The following is a 20,762-nucleotide window of genomic DNA, read 5'->3' as shown; positions in this document are numbered from 1 at the left end:
GCCGCCGACTCCGAGGGACGCGCCCAGGTCGCGGGCGAGCGCGCGGATGTAGGTGCCGGAGGAGCAGGTGACGCGCACGTCCAGGTCGAGGAACCCCTCGCCCGGGCGGCTCGCCAGGACGGCGAACTCCGAAACGGTCACGGGGCGGGAGGCGAGCACGACCTCCTCGCCGTCGCGGGCGCGGGCGTAGGCGCGGCGGCCGTCGACCTTGATCGCGCTGACCGTGCTCGGGACCTGCTCGATCGCTCCGGTGAGGGCCGTGATCGCGTCGAACACCGACTCCGGGGCGAGGGCCGCGACGAGGGCGGGCTCCGCCGAGGCGAGCACCTCGCCCTCCTGGTCGTCGGTGGTGGTGGAGGAGCCCAGCCGGATCGTCGCCTCGTACTGCTTGTCGAGGCCGACGAGGTAGGTGAGCAGGCGCGTCGAGGGGCCGAGACCGAGGATCATCAGCCCGGTCGCCATCGGATCGAGCGTCCCCGCGTGGCCGACCTTGCGGGTCCCCGCGCGGCGGCGGGTCCGCGAGACGAGGTCGTGGCTGGTGATGCCGCCGGGCTTGTCCAGCAGGAGGATCCCGTTCGGAGCCGGGGCGGGGGTCTCGAGCACGGGTGCGAGGATACACGGACGGATCGGGAGTACCCCCGGGGTGGAGCCGGAGCCCTCCCCCGCCCGTCCTAGGCTGTCCGGATGAGGATCGCAGTACTCGGAGCAGGCGCCGTCGGCGGCACCATCGCCGCCCTTCTCGACCGCGCCGGGCACGACGTCGAGGTCACCGCCCGAGGCGACCATCTCACCGCGATCCGCCGGTCGGGGATCCGGCTCGACGGGGCGTGGGGCGAGCACACCGCCTGGGTCCGCTGCGGCGAGTCCCTCGACCTGGTACCCGATCTCGCCTTCGTCTGCACGAAAGCGCAGGACGCCGAGGACGCGCTGCGCACCAATCGCCGCACGGTCGACGGCACCCTCGTCGTCGTCGTCCAGAACGGACTGGACGGACTCACCGCGGCGGCCCGGCAGGTGCGCGACGCCCGGCTCGTGGGTGCTCTCGCCCTCTTCGCCGCGAGCCACCTCGAACCCGGCCGCGTCACCGTCACGGCTCCTGCCACGACCACGCTCGGCGTCCCCGGCCGCCCGGCCGACGACGACGTGCGCCGGGCCGCCGCCGTGCTCGGCGAGGCGGTCCCCACCGCCGTCACCGACGACTTCACCGGAGCGCAGTGGACGAAGCTGCTGATCAACGAGGTCAACGCCCTGCCCGCGATCACCGGGCTCTCGGTCCAGGAGACGATCGACGATCCGGGGCTGCGGCGCGTCCTCGCCCGGTCGATGCGCGAGGCCGCCCGGACGGGCCTCGCGTCGGGCGTCCGCTTCGGCTCGCTGCAGGGACTCTCGAACGCCTCCGTCCGCGCCCTCGCCGCCGCTCCCCTGCCCCTGGTCGAGCTGCTCCCCCGCCGGATGGCCGCGCGGATGGGCGAGGTGCCGAACCCCGGGTCGACGCTGCAGAGCGTCCGCCGCGGAGTGCCGAGCGAGATCGACCACCTGGCCGGGGCCGTGGTCCGCACCGCTCACCGCGGCGGGCGCGAGGCGCCGGTCAACCAGCTGCTGGTCGACCTGGTGCACGAGGTCGAGCGGGCGGGCGCCTTCGTGCCGCCGGCGGAGGTCGTGCGCCGCGCCGCCCTGGTCTGAGCCCGCGGCCCTGTCGGACGGATGCCGCCCGCGGCGGCGGCCTCCGTCCCGGGGCTCAGCAGGAGTCGGCGAAGAGGCGCCGGGGCTGCTCCGGATCGCGGTTGTCGACGAGGATCCCCGCCAGCCGGCGCGGGTCCGTCGTGGCGCGGTACGCCGCGTCCACCGGCGGCTCCTGCGTGTCGAGGCGGATGCTGGTGCTCCACGCGCCGCGCAGCTCCGGCCGGAGGGCGAACTCGCCGTCGACGAGCAGCACCGCGTCGCGGCCGGCGGTCCGCCAGCGCGCCTGCCGCGCCTCGTCGCGCACCGCGTCGAAGCCCGCGAGCACGAACCCGGTGCTGCCGCCGAGGGTGAACGGATCGAGCAGCACGCGGCGCAGGAGCTCGTAGTCGTACCCGGCCGCGTAGGAGCGCTGCTCCTCGGGCACGGCGGGGTCGTCCCGATCGGCGCGGGGACGTCGGAAGTCGGCGAGGTGCGCGACGATCGTGTCCTTGCCGGCCCGACGGAGCGCCTCCGCGAGGTCGAGCGCGAACGCCGCGCTCACCGCGGGGTCGTCGCCGTCGATCCCGACCTTGACCCGTCCGCGCCCGTAGTTGTGCAGCACCTCCGCCGCGAGAGCGTCGAGCACATCGGCCTTCTGCGGAGCCCACCTGGTCATCCGCCCACGATACGCGCCGCCGCCTAGTGTGGGCTGATGCCCTCCGACGCTCTCGCCGACGCGATCACCGCCTGGTTCCGCACGAGCGCCCGCGACCTGCCGTGGCGCCGCGAGAACTTCCCCGCCTGGGGCACGCTCGTCAGCGAGTTCATGCTGCAGCAGACCCCGGTGGTCCGCGTCGTCCCGCGTCTGGCGGAATGGCTGGAGCGCTGGCCGACACCCTCCGCACTCGCCGCCGTCCCGCCCGGCGAGGCGGTGCGCGCCTGGCAGTCCCTGGGCTACCCGCGGCGGGCCCTGCGCCTGCACGCCTGCGCCGTGGCGATAGCCGAGGAGCACGGCGACGTGGTCCCCGACGACGTCGAGACCCTCCTCGCGCTGCCCGGCATCGGCGACTACACCGCCCGCGCCGTCGCCGTGTTCGCCTACGGGAGGCGGCACCCCGTGGTCGACACCAACGTCCGCCGGGTCCTCGCGCGCGCGGTCGACGGAGCGGCGGAGCCCGGTCCGCCCCGCGCGAGGGCCGACCTCGCTGCGATGTCGGCGCTGCTGCCCGAGTCGCTCTCCGAGGCGGCGGCGTTCAACGCGGGCGCGATGGAGCTGGGGGCGATCGTCTGCACCGCTCGCGCTCCGCGCTGCGACGAGTGCCCGATCCGCGACCTCTGCCGCTGGCGGGCGGAGGGGTACCCCGAGCACACCGGGCCCGTGAAGGCGAAGCAGAAGCGGTTCGAGGGCTCGGACCGCCAGGTCCGCGGCCTCATCCTCGCCGAGCTGCGCGCCGCGCACGGCCCGGTCACCGCGGCCGAGGTGGAGTCTCTCTGGCCGGACCCCGACCAGCGCGGTCGCGCCCTGGCCGGGCTCCTCGCCGACGGCCTGGCGACGGGCGGCCCGGAGGACGGCTACCTCCTCCCCGGCTCCTGAGGGCCCGTCGACCGCCGTCCGCGTCGGAGGAGGCGGGTAGGGTCGGCGCCGTGACCGGTCGCCGCCTCCGCCTCCCCCGCCCCGACGCCGCTGTCGAGCGCGCCCTCGACGTCGACCTCGCCCAGGACGTCCAGCGCGCCCTCGCCGCGGTCCGCGTCGAGAACGACCTGCCCGGCCCGTTCCCGCCGGCCGCGCTGGCCGAGGCCGGGCACGCGGACGCCGGAGCGGACGACGAGGACCGCGTCGACCGGACGGACCTCCCCTTCGTGACGATCGACCCGCCCGGCTCGCTCGACCTGGACCAGGCCCTCCACCTGGAGCGCACGTCGGAGGGCGTCGTCCTCCGCTACGCCATCGCGGACGTGCCCGCGGTCGTCCGCACCGGCGGAGCGCTCGACGCCGAGACGCGCCGCCGCGGCCAGACCTACTACCTCCCGGACGGCCGCGTCCCGCTGCACCCCGCGGTCCTCTCCGAGGGGGCCGCGTCGCTCCTGCCGGACGAGACGCGCCGAGCGCTGGTCTGGACGCTGACCCTCGACGAGCGGGCGGAGCCGCGCTCGGTGCACCTCGAGCGGGCGCTCGTGCGCAGCGTGGCCCGGCTCGACTACGAGGGCGTGCAGCGCAGCGTCGACGCGGGCGATCCGCACCCCTCCCTCGCCCTCCTCCCCTGGTTCGGACGCGAGCGCCTGGCGCGCGAGGCCGAGCGCGGAGGAGCGAGCCTGACGCTGCCCGAGGAGGAGATCGTCGCCGCCGACGGCGGCTACCGGGTCGAGCGCCGCGCTCCCCTGGCCGTCGAGGGCTGGAACGCCCAGGTCTCGCTGCTGACCGGTATGGCCGCGGCGACGATGATGCTCGACGCGGGGGTGGGCGTCCTCCGGACCATGCCCGAGGCCGACCCCGCCATCGTCGCGGCCTTCCGCTCCCGAGCCGCGGCGCTCGGCGTCCCGTGGCCCGAGGAGGAGGCCTACGGCGCCTACCTGCGCCGCCTCGACACCGCCGACCCCGCCCAGCTCGCCATCATGTACGCCGCGGCGAGCCTGTTCCGCGGCGCCGGCTACACCGCCTTCGACGGCGCCCCGCCGGAGCATCCCGAGCAGGCGGCTCTCGCCGCGCCGTACGCGCACGTCACCGCGCCGCTGCGGCGCCTGGTCGACCGGTTCGGCCTCGCCGTCTGCCTCGCGGTCTCCCGCGGCGGAACGATCCCGTCGCAGCTGCGCCAGGCGCTGCCCCTGCTCCCGCCGCTCCTCGCCGCGAGCGACCGCCGGGCCGGAGCCGCCTCCCGTGCGGCGACCGCGATCGTCGAGGCCGCCGTCCTCCGCGGCCGCGAAGGAGCCTCCTTCAGCGGGATCGTCGTCTCCTCGGCGCGCACCCGCTCCTCGGTCCAGCTGCTCGACCCGGAGATCACCGTCGACGTCCCGGCCCCGCTCACGCCGGGAGCCCGTGTCGTCGTCGTCCTGGAATCGGTCGATGTCGCCACGGGCTCCGCGGTGTTCGGGCTCGGCGCCTAGTCCTCGTCGTCCTCGCGGGGCTTCACATAGGGGTCGGCCTCGCCGGCGTAGTCCGCCTGAGCGGCGAGCGACTGCACCTGCGAGTCCTGGCTGCGCGCGGCGGCGAGCAGATCCTCGATGTGCTTCGCGTTCTCGGGCACCGCGTCGAGGATGAACTCGAGCGACGGCGTGAGCCGGGACGTAATGTTCCTGCCCACCTCGGTGCGGAGCATTCCGGTGGCGGCCTTGAGGGCCGCGGCCGAATCGGCGCGCTCCTCATCGGTGCCGTAGACCGTGTAGAACACCGAGGCGTGCTGCAGGTCGCCGGTCACCTGGACATCGGTGATGGTGACGAAGCCGAGGCGCGGGTCGCGGAGACCGCGCTCGAGCCGCTTCGCGACGATCACCTGGATACGTTCGGCGAGCTTCCTCGCCCGGGCCGGATCTGCCATGGCTGGTCCTCACATCTCTCTCGGCGAACCGTTCAGCTCGCCATTCAACCACTCTCCGCCCGGACGACCGGTCGCGTCCGAGGGGGCCTTGCTTCTGGGGCGTGATGCTCCTCGACCGCGCGTCTGCGACGGCGCGGGTGGGGTGCCTTCTCGCGGCTCCCTGATCCTCGGGGACCGGGGGGCGGGAAGGCTCAGGTGCTGGATCGGGAGCCGGACGTCGCCCGCAGGCGCGCTGCTCGCGAGCTGCTCGTTCAGCGGGCGCACCCACCGAGACAGGAGCGCCTGCTCTTCGATCCTGCGCCCGAAGGTGCGGAATCGCCCGCTGGTGGGTCCGCACCTCCGGGACACGGGCGGCCCCCGATTCCTCCCGCAGGGCGCGAGAGGACGAGAGTCCCCTCCCGATCCCGCACGAACAGCGCCGTGAGACGCCGGAAGGCCCGGGCGGACCCGGGCCTTCCAGTGGAGCGGATCAGCCTCGCGGCTTCTCCTTCATCTCGATCGTCTCGATCTCGTCGCCGATCTGGATGTCGTTGTACTTTCCGAGTCCGATACCGGCCTCGTAGTCCGTACGGACCTCCGTGACGTCGTCCTTGAAGCGACGCAGCGACTCGATGGCCAGGTTGTCCCCGACCACGACGCCGTCACGGATGACGCGCGCCTTCGAGTTGCGGGTGATCGTGCCGGAGCGGACGATGACACCCGCGATGTTGCCGAACTTGGAGGAGCGGAACACCTCGCGGATCTCGGCGACACCGGACTGGACCTCCTCGAACTCGGGCTTGAGCATGCCCGTGAGCGAGTTCTCGACCTCTTCGATCGCGTTGTAGATGACCGAGTAGAAGCGGATGTCCACTCCTTCTCGAGCAGCGCGCTCGCGGGCCTTCGGGTCGGGGCGGACGTTGAAGCCCACGATGATCGCGTTGTCGATCGTCGCGAGGTTGACGTCCGACTCCGTGATCGCACCGACACCGCGGTGGATGATGCGCAGCTGCACCGAGTCGTCGACCTCGATCTTGACGAGCGACTCCTCCAGCGCCTCGACGGCACCGGACACGTCGCCCTTGATGATGAGGTTGAGCGACTCGACCTTGCCCTCCTCGAGAGCACGGGTGAAGTCCTCGAGCGAGATGCGCTTGCGGGCCTTGGCCAGCAGTGCGTTGCGCTGAGCGGCTTCGCGCTTCTCGGCGATCTGACGGGCCGTGCGGTCCTCCTCGGTGACGAGGAAGGTGTCGCCGGCGCGGGGCACGGACGAGAGTCCCTGCACCTGCACCGGACGCGACGGCACGGCTTCGAGGACGGCGTTGCCGTTCTCGTCCGCCATCGCACGGACGCGGCCGTAGGCCGTTCCGGCGACGATCGCGTCTCCGACGCGCAGCGTTCCCGACTGGATGAGCACGGTCGCGACCGCACCGCGTCCCTTGTCGAGCTTCGCCTCGATCGCGACTCCGCGCGCCTCCTTGTTGGGGTTGGCGCGCAGGTCGAGACCGGCGTCCGCAGTGAGCAGCACGGCGTCCAGGAGGTCCTGGATGCCGGTGCCCGCTCGAGCCGACACGTCGACGAACATGACGTCTCCGCCGTACTCCTCGGCGACGAGCCCGAACTCGGTGAGCTGCTGGCGCACCTTGGCCGGGTTGGCGTCGGGCTTGTCCACCTTGTTCACCGCGACCACGATCGGCACGTTGGCCGCCTGGGCGTGGTTCAGCGCCTCGATGGTCTGCGGCATGATGCCGTCGTCCGCCGCGACCACGAGGATCGCGATGTCCGTGACCTGGGCACCGCGGGCTCGCATGGCGGTGAACGCCTCGTGACCCGGGGTGTCGATGAAGGTGATCGGGCGCTCGATGCCCTCGTGCTCCGCGACGACCTGGTACGCACCGATGTGCTGCGTGATGCCGCCCGCCTCGCCGGCGACGACGTTGGCGTTGCGGATCGCGTCGAGCAGGCGCGTCTTTCCGTGGTCGACGTGACCCATGACGGTGACGACGGGGGGACGGATCTCGAGATCCTCGTCCGTCTCGTCGTCGAGCTCCTGCTCGAGGTCGAGACCGAAGCCCTCGAGGAGCTCCTTGTCCTCGTCCTCGGGCGAGACGACCTGGATCTTGAAGCCGAGCTCGGAGCCGAGCACCTCGAAGGTGGCCTCGTCGAGCGACTCGGTCGCCGTCGCCATCTCGCCGAGGGCGAAGAGGACGGTGACCAGGTTGCCGGGGGGCACCGGCACGCCGGTCATGGCCTCGATCTTGTCGGCGAAGTCCGAGATCGACGCGCCGCGGCGCAGACGGATGACCGTCCTGCCGTCGCCGCGGGGGACGCTGACGCCGCCGAGCGACGGGGCCTCCCTGAGCTCGAACTCCTGACGCTTCGTGCGCTTGGACTTCCGGGCCTTGCTCTTGCCGCCACCGCGACCGAAGGCTCCTGCGGTTCCACCGCCGGGGCCGCGACCGCGACCGCCGCCGCCACCGGGACGCGGGGCGAACCCGCCACCGGCACCGGGAGCGCCGCCGGGGCGTTGGAAGCCGCCGCCGGCCGGACGACCGGCACCGCCGGGACGTCCTGCTCCGCCGCCGGGTCCGCCGGGACGCTGGCCGAAGCCGGCGGGGCGCTGGCCCATGCCGGGTCCGCCGGGTCGGGGCGCGCCGGGGCGCGGAGCAGCGGGGCGGGGGATGTTGCCCGGGGTCGGACGCGATCCCATGCCCTGCGAGCTGGCGAAGGGGTTGTTGCCGGGGCGCGGGGCGGCGGGACGCTGTCCCATGCCCTGGTTGCTGGCGAACGGGTTGTTGCCCGGGCGCGGGGTGCCGCCGGGGCGGTTGGAGCCGCCCGAGGCGCCGCCGGGGCGCGGGGTGTTCGCGGCGGGAGCCGGACGCGGGGTCACGGGCTTGGGTCCGCCGGGGGTCGCGCCGGACGCCGGCTTCTCGGCGGCGGCCGGAGCCGCGGGGGCCTCGGTCGGAGCCGGAGCGACGGCCTCGGCGGGCGCGTCCTTGGCTGCCTGGGCGCGCTGAGCGGCCGCGGCCTCCTGGGCGGCCTGAGCCTGGGCCTGGCGCTCGGCGACAGACATCGGCGGTGCGGGCGCCGGAGCGGGCGGCTTGGCCGGGCCGGGCGTGGGCGCGGACGGACGGGCGCCGGAGGGGCGCGGGGCCCCGGGACGGGCGCCGGCGGCGGGGGCGGCCGGGGTCGCCGACGCTCCCGCGGAGGAACCGCCCTGGCCCTGGAGGGCCTGGCGGAGCTTGCGCGCCACCGGGGGTTCGATGCTCGAGGACGGGCCCTTGACGAACTCGCCGAGCTCCTTCAACTTCGCAAGTGCGACCTTGCTATCGACACCCAGTTCGGATGCGATCTCGTGTACGCGTGGTTTTGCCACTTCTCTCCTGTCTTGGGCCTGCACCCAAGACGGGGGCAGGCGTCACGAACGGACGGGTCTCATTTCGAGCCGCTCATCAGTCTTCGCTCATGATCAGTTCACGGGCCGTTCTGCCTGTTCTCTATGGTGTGATCGTGCGCTGCTCCGGCCCCTCCGGTCGAGGGGCCGAGCCGGTCGGATCGTGCGATGTACTGCTCCAGCTCGCTCGCGTCCACGCTCTCGCGTGTCCGGAACGCTCTTCCGAACGCGCGGCGCTTGACCGCGAGCTCGTAGCAGTCGGCTGTGTCGTGGAGCCACGCTCCCCGACCAGGACGGACGGCACGCGGGTCTACCGCGAGGACGTTCGAATGGAGGACCAGCCTCAGAAGAGAGGCCCGGGGGGCGCGCAGACGGCAGCCGACGCACGTTCTGACGGCTTCCACTCTACTCCCTCCCCTCCGGGACCGCTCCCCCGCACGGCCGATGCTCGGGGATCACTCCCCGTCCATCACCGAATCGGGCTGGATGTCGATCTTCGCGCCGGTCAGCTTGGCGGCGAGGCGGGCGTTCTGGCCCTCCTTGCCGATGGCGAGCGAGAGCTGGTAGTCGGGGACGAGCGCGCGGACGGCCTTGAGGCTCTGGTCGATCACGAACGCGCTGGTCACCTTGGCGGGCGAGAGCGCGCTGGCGACGAAGGTCGGCAGGTCGGAGGAGTAGTCGACGATGTCGATCTTCTCGTTGTTGAGCTCGGCGGTCACCGCGCGCACGCGCTGGCCGAGCTCGCCGATGCAGGCGCCCTTGGCGTTCACGCCGGGCTCGGTCGCGCGCACCGCGATCTTGGTGCGGTGGCCGGCCTCGCGGGCGAGGGAGACGATCTCCACCACGCCGGACGCGATCTCGGGGACCTCGAGGGCGAACAGCTTGCGCACCAGCGACGGGTGGGTGCGGGACACCTGGACCGACGGGCCCTTGGGTCCGCGGCCGACGCTCGTGACGTAGACGCGGATGCGGCGCCCGTGGCTGTAGTCCTCGCCGGGCACCTGCTCCTCCGGCGAGAGGATCGCCTCGATGGAGCCGAGGTCGACGTGGATCATCCGCGGGTTCGGGCCCTGCTGGATGACGCCGGCGACGATGTCGCCCTCGCGGCCCTTGAACTCGCCGAGCACGTGCTCGTCGGCGATGTCGCGCAGGCGCTGGTTGATGACCTGCTTCGCGGCGAAGGCGGCGATGCGGCCGAAGTCGCGCGGGGAGTCCTCGGCCTCGCCCACGACGGCGCCCTCCTCGTCGAGCTCGGGCACGAAGACCGAGACGTGACCGGTCTTGCGGTCGAGGTGCACGCGCGCGTCGACGGCGGTGGCCTTGTCGGCGTCGTCGGCCTGGCCGATGTGCTTGAGGTAGGCGGTCAGGATCGCCTGCTCGATGATCTGCACGAGTTCCTCGAAGGGGATCTCGCGCTCGCGCTCCATGAGTCGCAGAACGCTCAGGTCGATGTCCACGGGCGGGCCTTTCTCTCTATTCACTTGGATGCCGCGGTGGTGACCGCGGTCGTTCGCCTGCCGGGCTCTCACCCGGATCAGCCCTCAAGGGTACCCGACGCGGCCCGGGGTTCCACCCGCGGATCCCGCCGAGGCGCGGAGGGCCCCGCCTGCCGCGGGAAGCGGTGGCGGGGCCCTCGGCGTGTCGGGTCTAGGCGCCCAGCCGGGCGAGCGCCTCGGCGACCGGGAGCTGCTCGCGCTCGCCGGACCGGCGGTCCCACAGCTCGACGATCCCGTCGGCCGCTCCTCGGCCCGCGATGACGATCACGGGCACCCCGATCAGCTCGGCGTCGCCGAACTTGACGCCGGGCGAGACCTTCGGGCGGTCGTCGATCAGCACGTCGCGGCCGGCGGCCTCGAGGGAGGCGCCGACCGACTCGGCGAGCTCGAGAGCCGCCGCGTCCTTGCCGGTCGCGATGACGTGCACGTCGAACGGCGCGACGTTCGCGGGCCAGAGCAGTCCTCGGTCGTCGTGGGTGGCCTCGGCGATGATGGCGAGGATGCGGGTCACGCCGATGCCGTAGGAGCCCATCGTGACGGTGACGAGCTTCCCGTTCTCGTCGAGCACCTTCAGCCCGAGGACGTCGGCGTACTTGCGGCCGAGCTGGAAGACGTGGCCGATCTCCATGCCGCGGGCGGTCTCGATCGGGCCCGAGCCGTCGGGCGCCTCGTCGCCGGTGCGGACGTCCGCGACCTCGACGGTGGCGTCGCCGTGGAAGTCGCGTCCGGCGACCAGGTCGAGGACGTGCTGCCCGGAGACGTTGGCCCCGGTGATCCAGGCGGTGCCGTCGACCACGCGCGGGTCGAGCAGGTAGCGGACGCCGGTCGCCGACTCCTCGCCCAGGACGGCTCCCTCGGCCGACCAGGGTCCGATGTAGCCCTTGACCAGTCCGGGGTGCTTCGCGAAGTCCTCCGCCGTGGCGGCCTCGACCTCGGCCGGGGCGAAGGCCACTTCGGCGCGCTTGAGGTCGACGTCGCGGTCGCCGGGCAGGCCGACGATCACGAGCTCGCGGGTGCCGTCGAGCGCGGTGAGCGCGAGGACGACGTTCTTCAGGGTGTCGGCGGCGGTCCAGGCGCGGCCGTCGGGGCGGGGCTGCGTCGCGTTCGCCAGGTCGACCAGGGTCTGGATGGTCGGGGTGTCGGGCGAGTCGAAGACGCGCGCCTCGGGCAGGCCCTCGACGGGCAGCGCCGCGGGGACGGGCGTGCGGTACGCCTCGACGTTCGCCGCGTACCCTCCCGCCGACCGGACGAAGGTGTCCTCGCCGACGGGGGTGGGGTGCAGGAACTCCTCGCTCCGGGAGCCGCCCATCGCTCCGGCGTCGGCCTGCACGATCACGTACTCCAGGCCCAGACGGGCGAAGATCCGCTCGTAGGCGTCGCGCTGGCGCTGGTAGCTCGCGTCGAGGCCGGCGTCGGTGTAGTCGAAGGAGTACGCGTCCTTCATCGTGAACTCGCGGCCGCGCAGGAGGCCCGCGCGGGGCCGCGCCTCGTCCCGGTACTTGTCCTGGATCTGGTAGATCGACAGGGGCAGGTCCTTGTAGGAGGAGTAGAGGTCCTTCACGAGCAGCGTGAAGAACTCCTCGTGCGTGGGAGCCAGCATGTAGTCGGCGTCCTTGCGGTCCTTCAGGCGGAACACGCCGTCGCCGTACTCGGTCCAGCGGCCCGAGAGCTCGTAGGGCTCGCGGGGCAGGAGCGCGGGGAAGTGCACCTCCTGGGCGCCGGCGGCCTCCATCTCCTCGTGGATGATCCGCTCGATGCGGCGCTTGACGCGCAGTCCCAGCGGCAGCCAGGCGAAGACGCCGGGCGCCTGACGGCGGATGTAGCCCGCGCGGACGAGGAGGCGGTGGCCCGCGACCTCGGCGTCGGCGGGATCCTCCCGGAGCGTGCGGACGAACAGATGCGAGAGACGGGTGACCACGAGGGACGATCCTATCCGCTGCGCTCCCCCGGCTCGCGAGGGCGCCGGGAGCCTCAGTCGGGGATCCGCGAGAAGACGACCGCTCCGCCCGTGCCGTCCAGCAGCACGTCGTCGGGGGTGCCGCCGATGGTCATCGGGCCGGAGAGGAGCGCCCGGAGCCGGATGGCCTCGGGGCTCGGCGTGTCGGAGCAGGTGTCGGAGCCGGTCACCTCGTCGCCGGGGATCAGCACGCCGTCGTCGATCCGGTAGGCGGCGCTGACCACGAGGCAGCCGGTGCCGACGACCAGGGTCGGCGCACCCCCGACGCTCTCGGAGCGGAGGCGGACGCGGGCGTCCTCGACCCAGGCCGTGTACGGGGTCTCCCCTTCGGCCGCGGTCAGCACCCAGCGGTCGCAGCCGAAGGGGTCCTGCGGGCTGCGGCTGTCGATGCACTCGCCGGCCTCGGAGGACGGGCCGCTGCGGAGCGCGGCGACACCGGAGGCGAGGAGCGCGGCGGCGACGACCACGAGCGCGAGGCGCAGTGCGGGGCGGACCACGTCGATCCGCCCCGCGCCGTCTCAGTTCGCGCCGACGGTGACGACCGGGGCTCCGGTCGAGGTGTCGTCGGCCGGCATCTCGGCGGCCAGGCGGTTGGCCTCCTCGATGAGGGTCTGGACGATCTCGGCCTCGGGGACGGTCTTGATGACCTCGCCCTTGACGAAGATCTGGCCCTTGCCGTTGCCGGAGGCGACGCCCAGGTCGGCCTCGCGGGCCTCGCCGGGTCCGTTGACGACGCAGCCCATGACGGCGACGCGCAGCGGGACGCTCATGCCCTCGAGGCCGGCGGTGACGTCGTTGGCGAGCGTGTAGACGTCGACCTGCGCGCGGCCGCAGCTGGGGCAGGAGACGATCTCGAGCTTGCGCTCGCGGAGGTTCAGCGACTGGAGGATCTGCAGGCCGACCTTGACCTCCTGCGCGGGCGGGGCCGAGAGGGACACGCGGATGGTGTCGCCGATGCCCTCGCCGAGGAGGATGCCGAAGGCGGTGGCGGACTTGATGGTCCCCTGGAACTCGGGGCCGGCCTCGGTGACGCCGAGGTGGAGGGGCCAGTCGCCGCGCTCGGCGAGCTGGCGGTAGGCCTTCACCATGACGACGGGGTCGTTGTGCTTGACCGAGATCTTGAAGTCGTGGAAGTCGTGCTCCTCGAAGAGGCTGGCCTCCCAGACGGCGCTCTCGACGAGGGCCTCGGGGGTGGGCTTGCCGTACTTCTGCAGGATGCTCGGCTCGAGGGAGCCGGCGTTGACGCCGATGCGGATCGAGACGCCGGCGGCCTTCGCGGCGGCGGCGATCTTGCCGACCTGGTCGTCGAACTTGCGGATGTTGCCCGGGTTCACGCGGACCGCGGCGCAGCCGGCGTCGATCGCGGCGTAGACGTAGTTGGGCTGGAAATGGATGTCGGCGATGACCGGGATCTGGCTCTTCTTGGCGATGATCGGCAGCGCCTCCGCGTCGTCGCGGCTCGGCACCGCGACGCGGACGATGTCGCAGCCGGACGCGGTGAGCTCGGCGATCTGCTGGAGGGTCGCGTTGATGTTCGTCGTCGGTGTGGTGCACATCGACTGGACGCTGACCTGCGCGTCACCGCCCACGAGCACCTTGCCCACCTTGATCTGGCGGGACTTGCGGCGGGGGGCGAGGGTCATGGGGACCTTGGGAAGACCCAGATTCACTGCTGGCACGCGCCCCATCGTACGCGCGCCGCGGGACCCCTCGTCCGCTCGCCGCACCTTCCCAGCCGCCGCCCCTCCTGCGCGCCTCGGAACCCGTCCACCGCACATGCTCTCAGCCCGAGACCGCACGATCCGCGGTCGCCTCGCTCCCGAGCCGAACCGCCGATCCCGTCCGAGCGATTCACCGCAGACGGTCGCACCCCCGAGGCGAACGAGTGAATGGCGTCCCAGCGATTCGCCCCAGCCGCCCGCACCCCGCTCCACCCACGCCCCCACCCCGAGAAGCCGACCGCGCCACGCCGGGCGAGGCCCGGCGTGGAATCCAACTCAGAACAGCGTGATCGGCTTGACGATGTCGGCGTAGATGAGGAGGGCGCTCATGCCGCCGAGGACGAGGACGACGACGTAGGTGAGCGGGAGCAGGCGGGCGATGTCGACGGGGCCGGGGTCGCGGCGTCCGAAGAGCTTGGCGATCCGGCGGCGCAGGCCCTCCCAGAGGGCGCCGGCGATGTGGCCGCCGTCCATGGGGAGCAGCGGCACCAGGTTGAAGACGAGGAGGGCGACGTTGAGCGAGGCGAGGACGCCGACCATCGTCTGCACCTTCGACACGACGGGGAGCTGGTCGGAGGCGGCGATCTCGCCCGCGATCCGGCCGACTCCGACGACGCTGATCGGGCCGTTGGCGTCGCGGGCCTCCGAGCCGAACGCCGCCTGGGCGACGTCGATGAGGCGCTGCGGAAGGTTGAGGATGACGTGGGCGACGCTGGTGATGTTCGACCAGACCGTCTCGGGCACCGCGGTGATCGGCTGCTGCGCGAGGGCCGACGTGGGCGAGATGCCGATGAAGCCGACCGTCTGCGTCTCGATCGCACCGGAGGCGTCGGTGACGGGGGCGCCGTTCGCGTCGGTCACCGCGACCTCGTTCTCGGCGGGGGTGATCGTGAGGGTCAGCGGGGCGCCGTCGCGCTGGACGGACACGCTGAGCGGGACGCCCGCGGAGCGCTGGATGATCGGGGTCAGGTCGTTCCAGGTGCTCACCGGAGTGCCGTCGATCGCCGTGATCGTGTCGCCCGGCAGCAGGCCCGCCGCGGCTCCGGGTGCCAGCGGGTCGTCGGCGGTGCAGGTCGCGGTCGCGCGCTGCGACTCCGGGACCACGCACTGCGAGACCGCGGCGAGGGTGCTGGTGCTCTGCGGGATCCCGATGCCGCAGAGGAGGACGGTGAAGAGGACCGTGGCGATCACGAGGTTCATGAAGGGGCCGCCGGCCATGACGATCACGCGCTTCCACACGGGGAGCCGGTAGAACGCGCGGTGGTCCTCGCCGTCACCGATCGTCTCGGCGCTGGCGGCGCGGGCCTCGTCGATCATCGTGGCGTAGGCGCCGCGCCGGGGCTCCTCGAGCTGGGCCTCGGAGGACGCCAGGCCGTTGAAGAAGCCGGTGCTCGACTCCGTGGGCCGGTCCCCCGGGTGCTTCGGCGGGTACATGCCGATCATGGCGATGTAGCCGCCGAGCGGGATCGCCTTGACGCCGTACTCCGTCTCGCCTCGGCGCCGGGAGAAGAGGGTCGGCCCGAACCCGATCATGTACTGCGTGACCTTGACCCCGAACAGCTTGGCGGGGAGCAGGTGCCCGACCTCGTGCAGGGCGATGGAGAGGGCGACGCCGACGGCGATGATGACGACGCCGAGGACGAAGAGCAGCACGGATTCCACCGACACACTGTAGGCCGGGCCCGCCTGTCCACGCTGGGGTGCGCCTGCACGGATCCGATGAACTCCGCGGCCGAGCGGATCAGCGGCGCGACGTCCGCCGACACGGATCCGCGGAGACGGAGCCCGTGCGGATGACCCCTGGTCAGACTCCGGCGATCCGCTCGTCCGCCGTGCGGCGCGCCCACTCCTCCGCCGCGGCCAGCGACTCGCGGGTCAGCGCGCCGTCGACGCTGTGCGTATCGACCACCGCCTCCACCGTCTCGAGGATGTCGAGGTAGCCGATCCGCCCCGCGTGGAACGCCTGCACGGCCTGCTCGTTCGCCGCGTTGAACACGGCCGGGTAGGAGGCGCCCGCCTCCCCGACGCGCTTCGCGAGCCGGACCGAGGGGAACGCCTCCTCGTCCAGCGGCTCGAACGTCCAGGAGTGGGAGCGGGTCCAGTCGAGCGGGACGCCGACCCCGGCGACGCGGTGCGGCCAGTCGAGGCCGAGCGAGATCGGGAGCCGCATGTCCGGCGGCGAGGCCTGGGCGATCGTCGAGCCGTCGACGTACTCGACCATCGAGTGGATCACCGACTGCGGGTGCACGGTGACGTCGATCCGGTCGTAGGGGACGTCGAAGAGCAGGTGCGCCTCGATCACCTCGAGCCCCTTGTTGACCAGGGTGGAGGAGTTGGTCGTGACGACCAGGCCCATGTCCCAGGTCGGATGTGCGAGCGCCTGCGCCGGGGTGACGTCGCGGAGGGAGGCGCGGTCGCGTCCCCGGAACGGCCCGCCGGACGCGGTCAGCACGAGGCGGCGGACCTCGCGGTGCTCGCCCGCGAGGAGGGCCTGGGCGATCGCGGAGTGCTCGGAGTCGACCGGCACGATCTGGCCGGGACCGGCGAGCGAGGTGACGAGCTCGCCGCCGACGATCAGCGACTCCTTGTTGGCGAGGGCGAGCGTCCTGCCCTCCTCGAGCGCCGCGAGCGTCGGGCCGAGCCCCACCGAGCCGGTGATCCCGTTCAGCACGACGTCCGCATCGACCGAGCGGATCAGCTGCTCGGCCTCCTCCGCGCCGAACGCCGTGTGCTCGACGCCGAACGCGGACGCCTGCTCGGCGACCGCCGCCCGGTTCGAGCCGGCGGCGAGGCCGACGACCTCGAACCGCTCGCGGTTCGCACCGATGACGTCGAGAGCCTGCGTGCCGATGGACCCGGTCGAGCCGAGGATGATGACCCTGCGCATCCGCCCATCCTGGCACGGAGCACCCAGCGCCTCCCGGTCAGCTGATGGCGAGGATGTCGACCACGAAGACGAGGGTGTCGGTCCCGCTGATCCCCGCGTTCTGGTTGCCCTGGTCGCCGTAGCCCTTCGACGGCGGGATGGTGACCAGCACCTGCGAGCCGACGGTCTGGCCGACCACGGCCTCCTTGAAGCCCTCGATCACGTCGCCGGTGCCGAAGGCGGCGGGAGCGGGCTTCCCCCAGCTCTGGTCGAACACCTCGCCGGTGCCCCAGACCACGCCCTGGTACTGCACGATCAGCTGGTCGCCGTCGGCCACGGTCGCGCCGCTCCCCTTCTTGAGGACGGCGAGCTGCAGGTCGGCGGGCGGGTCGGTCGAGGGGATGGTGACGGTGGGCGCCCCGTCCTCGGCGAGCGCCACCGTCGGCAGGCCGTCGACCGGGGGCTGCGGCTCGCCGTCGGCGGCGGTCGGCACGATCTGCTCGACGTCGATCACCATGACGATCGAGTCGGTCGCGGCGATGCCGAACTGGCTCTGCCCGGCGTCGCCGAACGCGTCGGCCGGGGGAACGACGGCGACGACGCGCGAGCCGACGGTCGCGCAGTTGACGGCCTTCACGAGGCCGGCGAGGTACTGGTCGGTGTCGACCTCGAAGGCCGCGCGGCCACCGGGCGCGTAGCTGCTCGCCGAGAACTCGGCACCGCTCGTCCCGTTGTAGAGCGTGTAGTCGACCAGCACGGTGTCGCCCTCGGCGACCTCCTCGCCGGTGCCCTCGATCGCGACGGAGCGCTCGGTGGCATCCACGCTGACCGGGCTGGGGAACACGGTGACCGGCTTGGTGGCGAAGTCGCCGCTGGTCTGCACCGCGGCGGTCGCGTCGCCCTCGGTCGCGCAGCCGAGCGGAGTCGCGGAGGCGGACGGCGCTGCATCCGGCTCCCCGGGGGTGCAGGCCGCCAGGCTCAGGGAGGCGCCGAGGACGGCGAGGATCGCGAGGGTTCTGCGCACAGGGGCACCTTTCGTGACCGGCGGCGGCCGGTGGACGTTCGGGGATCGCCTCCATCCTGCACGGCGCGCCTCGCAACGCGCTGGGTGCGGGTCCTCGAACGGTCCCAGGCCTACCATCGGGGCATGCGTGAATTCTCGGTCCCCCAGTCCCGAGAGCTCGTCACCGAGCTCCCCGGCCCGCGCTCCGTCGCCCTCCAGGAGCGCCGCGTCGCCAGCGTCTCCCGCGGCGCCGGGACGCTCGCGAACATCTACATGGACCACGCGTCGGGCGCGGTCCTGGTCGACGTCGACGGCAACCGCCTGATCGACCTCGGCTGCGGCATCGGAGTGACCACCATCGGCCACGCGCACCCCGCGGTCGCCGCGGCGGCCGCCGCGCAGGCCGAGAAGCTGACGCACACCCTCTTCACCGTCACTCCGTACGAGAACTACGTCCGGGTCGCCGAGAAGCTCGCCGAGATCACCCCCGGGGACTTCGAGAAGCACTCGATCCTGGTGAACTCCGGCGCGGAGGCGGTCGAGAACGCCGTCAAGATCGCGCGGAAGTTCACCGGCCGCCGCGCCATCGCGACGCTCGACCACGCCTTCCACGGCCGCACCAACCTCACGATGGCGATGACCTACCGCCCCTGGCCGGAGCGCGCGGGCATGGGCCCCTTCCCGGGAGAGATCTACAGCCTCCCGATCAGCTACCCGTTCCGCGACCCCGAGGGCATGACGGGCGAGGAGGCGGCCGAGCGCACCATCGACCACATCACCACCCACATCGGCGCGCAGGAGCTGGCCGCGCTCTTCGTCGAGCCGATCCAGGGCGACGGCGGCATCATCATCCCGGCGCCGGGCTACTTCCGCCGCCTGTCCGAGTTCTGCACCGAGAACGGCATCGTCTTCGTCGCGGACGAGATCCAGGCCGGCATCGCCCGCACCGGCACCTGGTACTCCATCGAGCACCACGGCGTGGTCCCGGACCTCATCACGACGGCCAAGGGCATCGCCGGCGGCTTCCCGCTCGCCGCCGTCACCGGCCGCGCCGAGATCATGGACGCCGTGCAGCCCGGCGGCATCGGCGGCACGTTCGGCGGCAACCCCGTCTCCACCGCCGCGGCGCTCGCGACGTTCGAGGCGATCGAGTCCGAGGGCCTGCTGGAGGAGGCGCAGCGGGTCGAGCGCCTGCTGCAGGCGCGGATCGGCGACTGGGCCGAGCGCTTCGCGGTCGTGGGCGAGGTCCGCGGCAAGGGCGCGATGTGGGGCGTCGAGCTCGTCCACCCGGGCACGAAGAAGCAGTACCCGGAGGCGCTCACCGCGATCCTGAAGCACGCCACCACGAACGGCGTGATCGTCCTCGACGCGGGCAGCTGGGACAGCGTGCTGCGGATCATGCCGAGCGTGGTCATCAGCGAGGAGCTCATCGACGACGCCGCGACGGTCATCGAGGAGGCGCTCGCCCAGTTCGGCTGATCCGCCGCATGACCGGAGCGGCATGGACGCCCCGGTAGCTTCGTCGGGATGCGGATCGACGACGACCACGAGAGGCCGACTCCCCCGGGGATCGGCCTCTCCGCGCGTCTGGCGCGCCTGTCCATCGGCGGCGTCGGCCGGCTGGTCTACCGGCCGATCGTGGAGGGGCGCGACAACGTCCCGGCCGAGGGACGCGTGATCCTGGCGGCCAACCACCTCTCGTTCATCGACTCCCCGGTGCTGACGCTGCTCGCCCCGCGGCCGGTGCAGTTCCTGGCCAAGTCGGACTACTTCACGGGGACCGGCGTGCGGGGCGCCCTCTCGCGCGCCTTCTTCACGAGCGTCGGAGCGGTCGCGGTCGAGCGAGGCGCCGGCCAGGCCGCTCAGGAGGCGCTGGACCTCGGCCGGGCGATCCTCGAGCGGGACGAGGCGTTCGCCGTCTACCCCGAGGGCACCCGCTCCCGCGACGGGCGCCTCTACAAGGGCCGCACCGGAGTGGCATGGCTCGCCCTCACCACGGGCGCGCCGGTGGTCCCCGTCGGCATGATCGGCACGCAGGAGCTCCAGCCGGTGGGCACGAGGGTGCCGCGCCTGCACCGGATCACGGTCCGCTTCGGGGCTCCGCTGGACCTCTCGCGGCACGGCTCCGCCGACTCCGGCCGCGCCCGACGCCACGCCACCGACGAGGTGATGGCGGCCGTCCACGCGCTCTCCGGGCAGGAGCTCGCCGGTGCGTACAACGAGTCGCCGCCGACGACCACGGTCGAGCGCATCCGCCGGGCGCTCCCGCACGAGCGCCGCTGAGCCTCAGCGCGCGGACGCCTCCGGCTCGTGGGCGACGGGGAAGTTCACCGAGTTCGCGATGAAGCAGAGCCGGGAGGCCTCGGCGTGCAGCGTCTGGGCGATCGCCACCATCGACTCCTCGGCGACAGTGACGCGGGGCCGGAGGGTCACCGAGGTGAAGCGGCCGCTCTCCCCCTCCTGCAGCATCGAGCCCACCGCGTCGTCCGTGTAGCCGGTGACGACGACTCCGTTCTTGACCGCCACGTGCAGGTAGGAGAGGAGGTGGCACTGCGCGAGCGCCGCGAGGAGCAGCTGCTCCGGGTTCCAGCGGTCGGCGTCGCCCCGGAAGGGCGTGTCGGCCGAGGCGAGGATGGGCGCCGGGCCCTCCGCCGTGACGGTCAGCTGGCGCCCGTACTCGCGGTAGCCGCTCGTGCCGGTGCCCCGGTCGCCCTCCCAGACGACGGACACCGCGTACTCGTGCTCGGACTTCATCGGGCTCCTCCTCGACGGCGGTGGATCAGGCCGGTCGCGCCGGTCTGGACCTCTGGACGCGGAACCCCCGCGGGTAGACTCCGAGGACCATGACAGACACGCTCGCCCCCCAGGTTCCCACGTCCGCAGTCCCCCAGGAGCGGCGCGTCGCGACCGAGATCCCCGGGCCGCGATCCCGGGCCCTGCACGAGCGCCGCCTCGCCGTCGTTCCCACCGGCGTCGGCACCGCGCTCCCCGTCTACATCGACCGCGCGCACGGCGCGATCCTGGTCGACGTCGACGGCAACAGCTTCATCGACCTCGGCGCCGGAGTTGACCAGGACGGTCTTCTTGGCGAAGTCGCCGGGGGTGTGCTGGGCCAGCAGCTCCGCGACGCGGATGTAGGGCTCGTACGGAG

18 protein-coding genes and 1 pseudogene are annotated in these 20,762 nt (G+C 72.8%); 6 read left to right on the top strand and 13 right to left on the bottom strand.

Annotated features, from left to right (window positions below; translation table 11 throughout):
- Nucleotides 1-603: tRNA pseudouridine(55) synthase TruB (truB, locus tag C5C27_RS11105; protein ID WP_258066650.1), on the bottom strand; the 603-nt coding region annotated here is incomplete at its 3' end.
- 81 nt (nucleotides 604-684) lie between these two features.
- Here truB and C5C27_RS11100 point away from each other — a divergent pair.
- Nucleotides 685-1,683 (top strand): ketopantoate reductase family protein, encoded by a 999-nt coding sequence (locus C5C27_RS11100; protein WP_104239488.1) that lies wholly within the window; start codon nucleotides 685-687, stop codon nucleotides 1,681-1,683.
- 55 nt (nucleotides 1,684-1,738) lie between these two features.
- Here the strand turns inward: C5C27_RS11100 and C5C27_RS11095 are convergent, their stop codons facing one another.
- The gene (locus tag C5C27_RS11095) at nucleotides 1,739-2,338 is read right to left on the bottom strand and encodes a hypothetical protein (protein WP_146079665.1); all 600 of its coding nucleotides are present in this window, start codon (nucleotides 2,336-2,338) and stop codon (nucleotides 1,739-1,741) included.
- 36 nt (nucleotides 2,339-2,374) lie between these two features.
- Here C5C27_RS11095 and C5C27_RS11090 point away from each other — a divergent pair, with 36 nt between their 5' ends.
- Both C5C27_RS11090 and C5C27_RS11085 read left to right on the top strand, forming a co-directional pair.
- Entirely contained in the window at nucleotides 2,375-3,256 is an 882-nt protein-coding gene (locus C5C27_RS11090; protein WP_104239490.1) for an A/G-specific adenine glycosylase, read from the top strand.
- Between the two features lie 50 nt (nucleotides 3,257-3,306).
- Complete coding sequence (locus C5C27_RS11085) at nucleotides 3,307-4,764, top strand: ribonuclease catalytic domain-containing protein (RefSeq protein ID WP_104314389.1); 1,458 nt, start codon at nucleotides 3,307-3,309, stop codon at nucleotides 4,762-4,764.
- On the opposite strand, the gene rbfA is transcribed toward C5C27_RS11085, so the two are convergent.
- From rbfA to C5C27_RS11035, 10 genes are all read right to left on the bottom strand, one after another.
- Nucleotides 4,761-5,195, bottom strand: a complete 435-nt coding sequence (rbfA, locus tag C5C27_RS11080; RefSeq protein ID WP_104223052.1) for a 30S ribosome-binding factor RbfA — start codon at nucleotides 5,193-5,195, stop codon at nucleotides 4,761-4,763. The genes C5C27_RS11085 and rbfA overlap by 4 nt on opposite strands.
- A gap of 469 nt (nucleotides 5,196-5,664) precedes the next feature.
- Nucleotides 5,665-8,550 (bottom strand): translation initiation factor IF-2, encoded by a 2,886-nt coding sequence (gene infB / locus C5C27_RS11075; RefSeq protein WP_104266978.1) that lies wholly within the window; start codon nucleotides 8,548-8,550, stop codon nucleotides 5,665-5,667.
- A gap of 98 nt (nucleotides 8,551-8,648) precedes the next feature.
- Nucleotides 8,649-8,972 carry a YlxR family protein gene (locus C5C27_RS11070; RefSeq protein ID WP_104225593.1) on the bottom strand — a complete coding sequence of 108 codons (324 nt, stop codon included), beginning with the start codon at nucleotides 8,970-8,972 and terminating at the stop codon, nucleotides 8,649-8,651.
- Nucleotides 8,973-9,023: 51 nt separating this feature from the next.
- Nucleotides 9,024-10,025: a transcription termination factor NusA gene (nusA, locus tag C5C27_RS11065; RefSeq protein WP_104225180.1), complete on the bottom strand. Its 1,002-nt coding sequence runs from the start codon at nucleotides 10,023-10,025 to the stop codon at nucleotides 9,024-9,026.
- A 190-nt stretch (nucleotides 10,026-10,215) separates the two neighbouring features.
- On the bottom strand, nucleotides 10,216-11,982 hold the full coding sequence (locus tag C5C27_RS11060) for a proline--tRNA ligase (RefSeq protein ID WP_104225179.1): 1,767 nt from the start codon (nucleotides 11,980-11,982) through the stop codon (nucleotides 10,216-10,218).
- A gap of 53 nt (nucleotides 11,983-12,035) precedes the next feature.
- On the bottom strand, nucleotides 12,036-12,518 hold the full coding sequence (locus C5C27_RS11055) for a hypothetical protein (RefSeq protein WP_104225178.1): 483 nt from the start codon (nucleotides 12,516-12,518) through the stop codon (nucleotides 12,036-12,038).
- Nucleotides 12,519-12,539: 21 nt separating this feature from the next.
- Nucleotides 12,540-13,700, bottom strand: a complete 1,161-nt coding sequence (gene ispG, locus C5C27_RS11050) for a flavodoxin-dependent (E)-4-hydroxy-3-methylbut-2-enyl-diphosphate synthase (protein ID WP_173244694.1) — start codon at nucleotides 13,698-13,700, stop codon at nucleotides 12,540-12,542.
- A gap of 318 nt (nucleotides 13,701-14,018) precedes the next feature.
- Entirely contained in the window at nucleotides 14,019-15,404 is a 1,386-nt protein-coding gene (locus C5C27_RS11045) for an RIP metalloprotease (RefSeq protein WP_258061194.1), read from the bottom strand.
- Between the two features lie 142 nt (nucleotides 15,405-15,546).
- On the bottom strand, nucleotides 15,547-16,629 hold the full coding sequence (gene dxr / locus C5C27_RS11040; RefSeq protein ID WP_104237600.1) for a 1-deoxy-D-xylulose-5-phosphate reductoisomerase: 1,083 nt from the start codon (nucleotides 16,627-16,629) through the stop codon (nucleotides 15,547-15,549).
- A 37-nt stretch (nucleotides 16,630-16,666) separates the two neighbouring features.
- Nucleotides 16,667-17,632 carry an FKBP-type peptidyl-prolyl cis-trans isomerase gene (locus C5C27_RS11035; RefSeq protein WP_181133509.1) on the bottom strand — a complete coding sequence of 322 codons (966 nt, stop codon included), beginning with the start codon at nucleotides 17,630-17,632 and terminating at the stop codon, nucleotides 16,667-16,669.
- Between the two features lie 123 nt (nucleotides 17,633-17,755).
- On the opposite strand from C5C27_RS11035, the gene C5C27_RS11030 reads away from it, so the two are divergent.
- Nucleotides 17,756-19,090: an aminotransferase class III-fold pyridoxal phosphate-dependent enzyme gene (locus C5C27_RS11030; protein WP_104314387.1), complete on the top strand. Its 1,335-nt coding sequence runs from the start codon at nucleotides 17,756-17,758 to the stop codon at nucleotides 19,088-19,090.
- A gap of 48 nt (nucleotides 19,091-19,138) precedes the next feature.
- Entirely contained in the window at nucleotides 19,139-19,894 is a 756-nt protein-coding gene (locus C5C27_RS11025) for a 1-acyl-sn-glycerol-3-phosphate acyltransferase (protein ID WP_104223042.1), read from the top strand.
- A gap of 3 nt (nucleotides 19,895-19,897) precedes the next feature.
- Here the strand turns inward: C5C27_RS11025 and C5C27_RS11020 are convergent, their stop codons facing one another.
- Nucleotides 19,898-20,365, bottom strand: coding sequence for an OsmC family protein (locus C5C27_RS11020; protein WP_104223041.1), 468 nt, complete (start codon nucleotides 20,363-20,365; stop codon nucleotides 19,898-19,900).
- A gap of 89 nt (nucleotides 20,366-20,454) precedes the next feature.
- On the opposite strand from C5C27_RS11020, the pseudogene C5C27_RS11015 reads away from it, so the two are divergent.
- Nucleotides 20,455-20,762: pseudogene (locus tag C5C27_RS11015) on the top strand (hypothetical protein); the annotation flags it as partial.

The organism is Rathayibacter sp. AY2B7 (assembly GCF_002931635.1).
Taxonomy (GTDB): Bacteria; Actinomycetota; Actinomycetes; order Actinomycetales; family Microbacteriaceae; genus Rathayibacter.
This window is presented reverse-complemented; position numbering and strand designations above follow the sequence as displayed.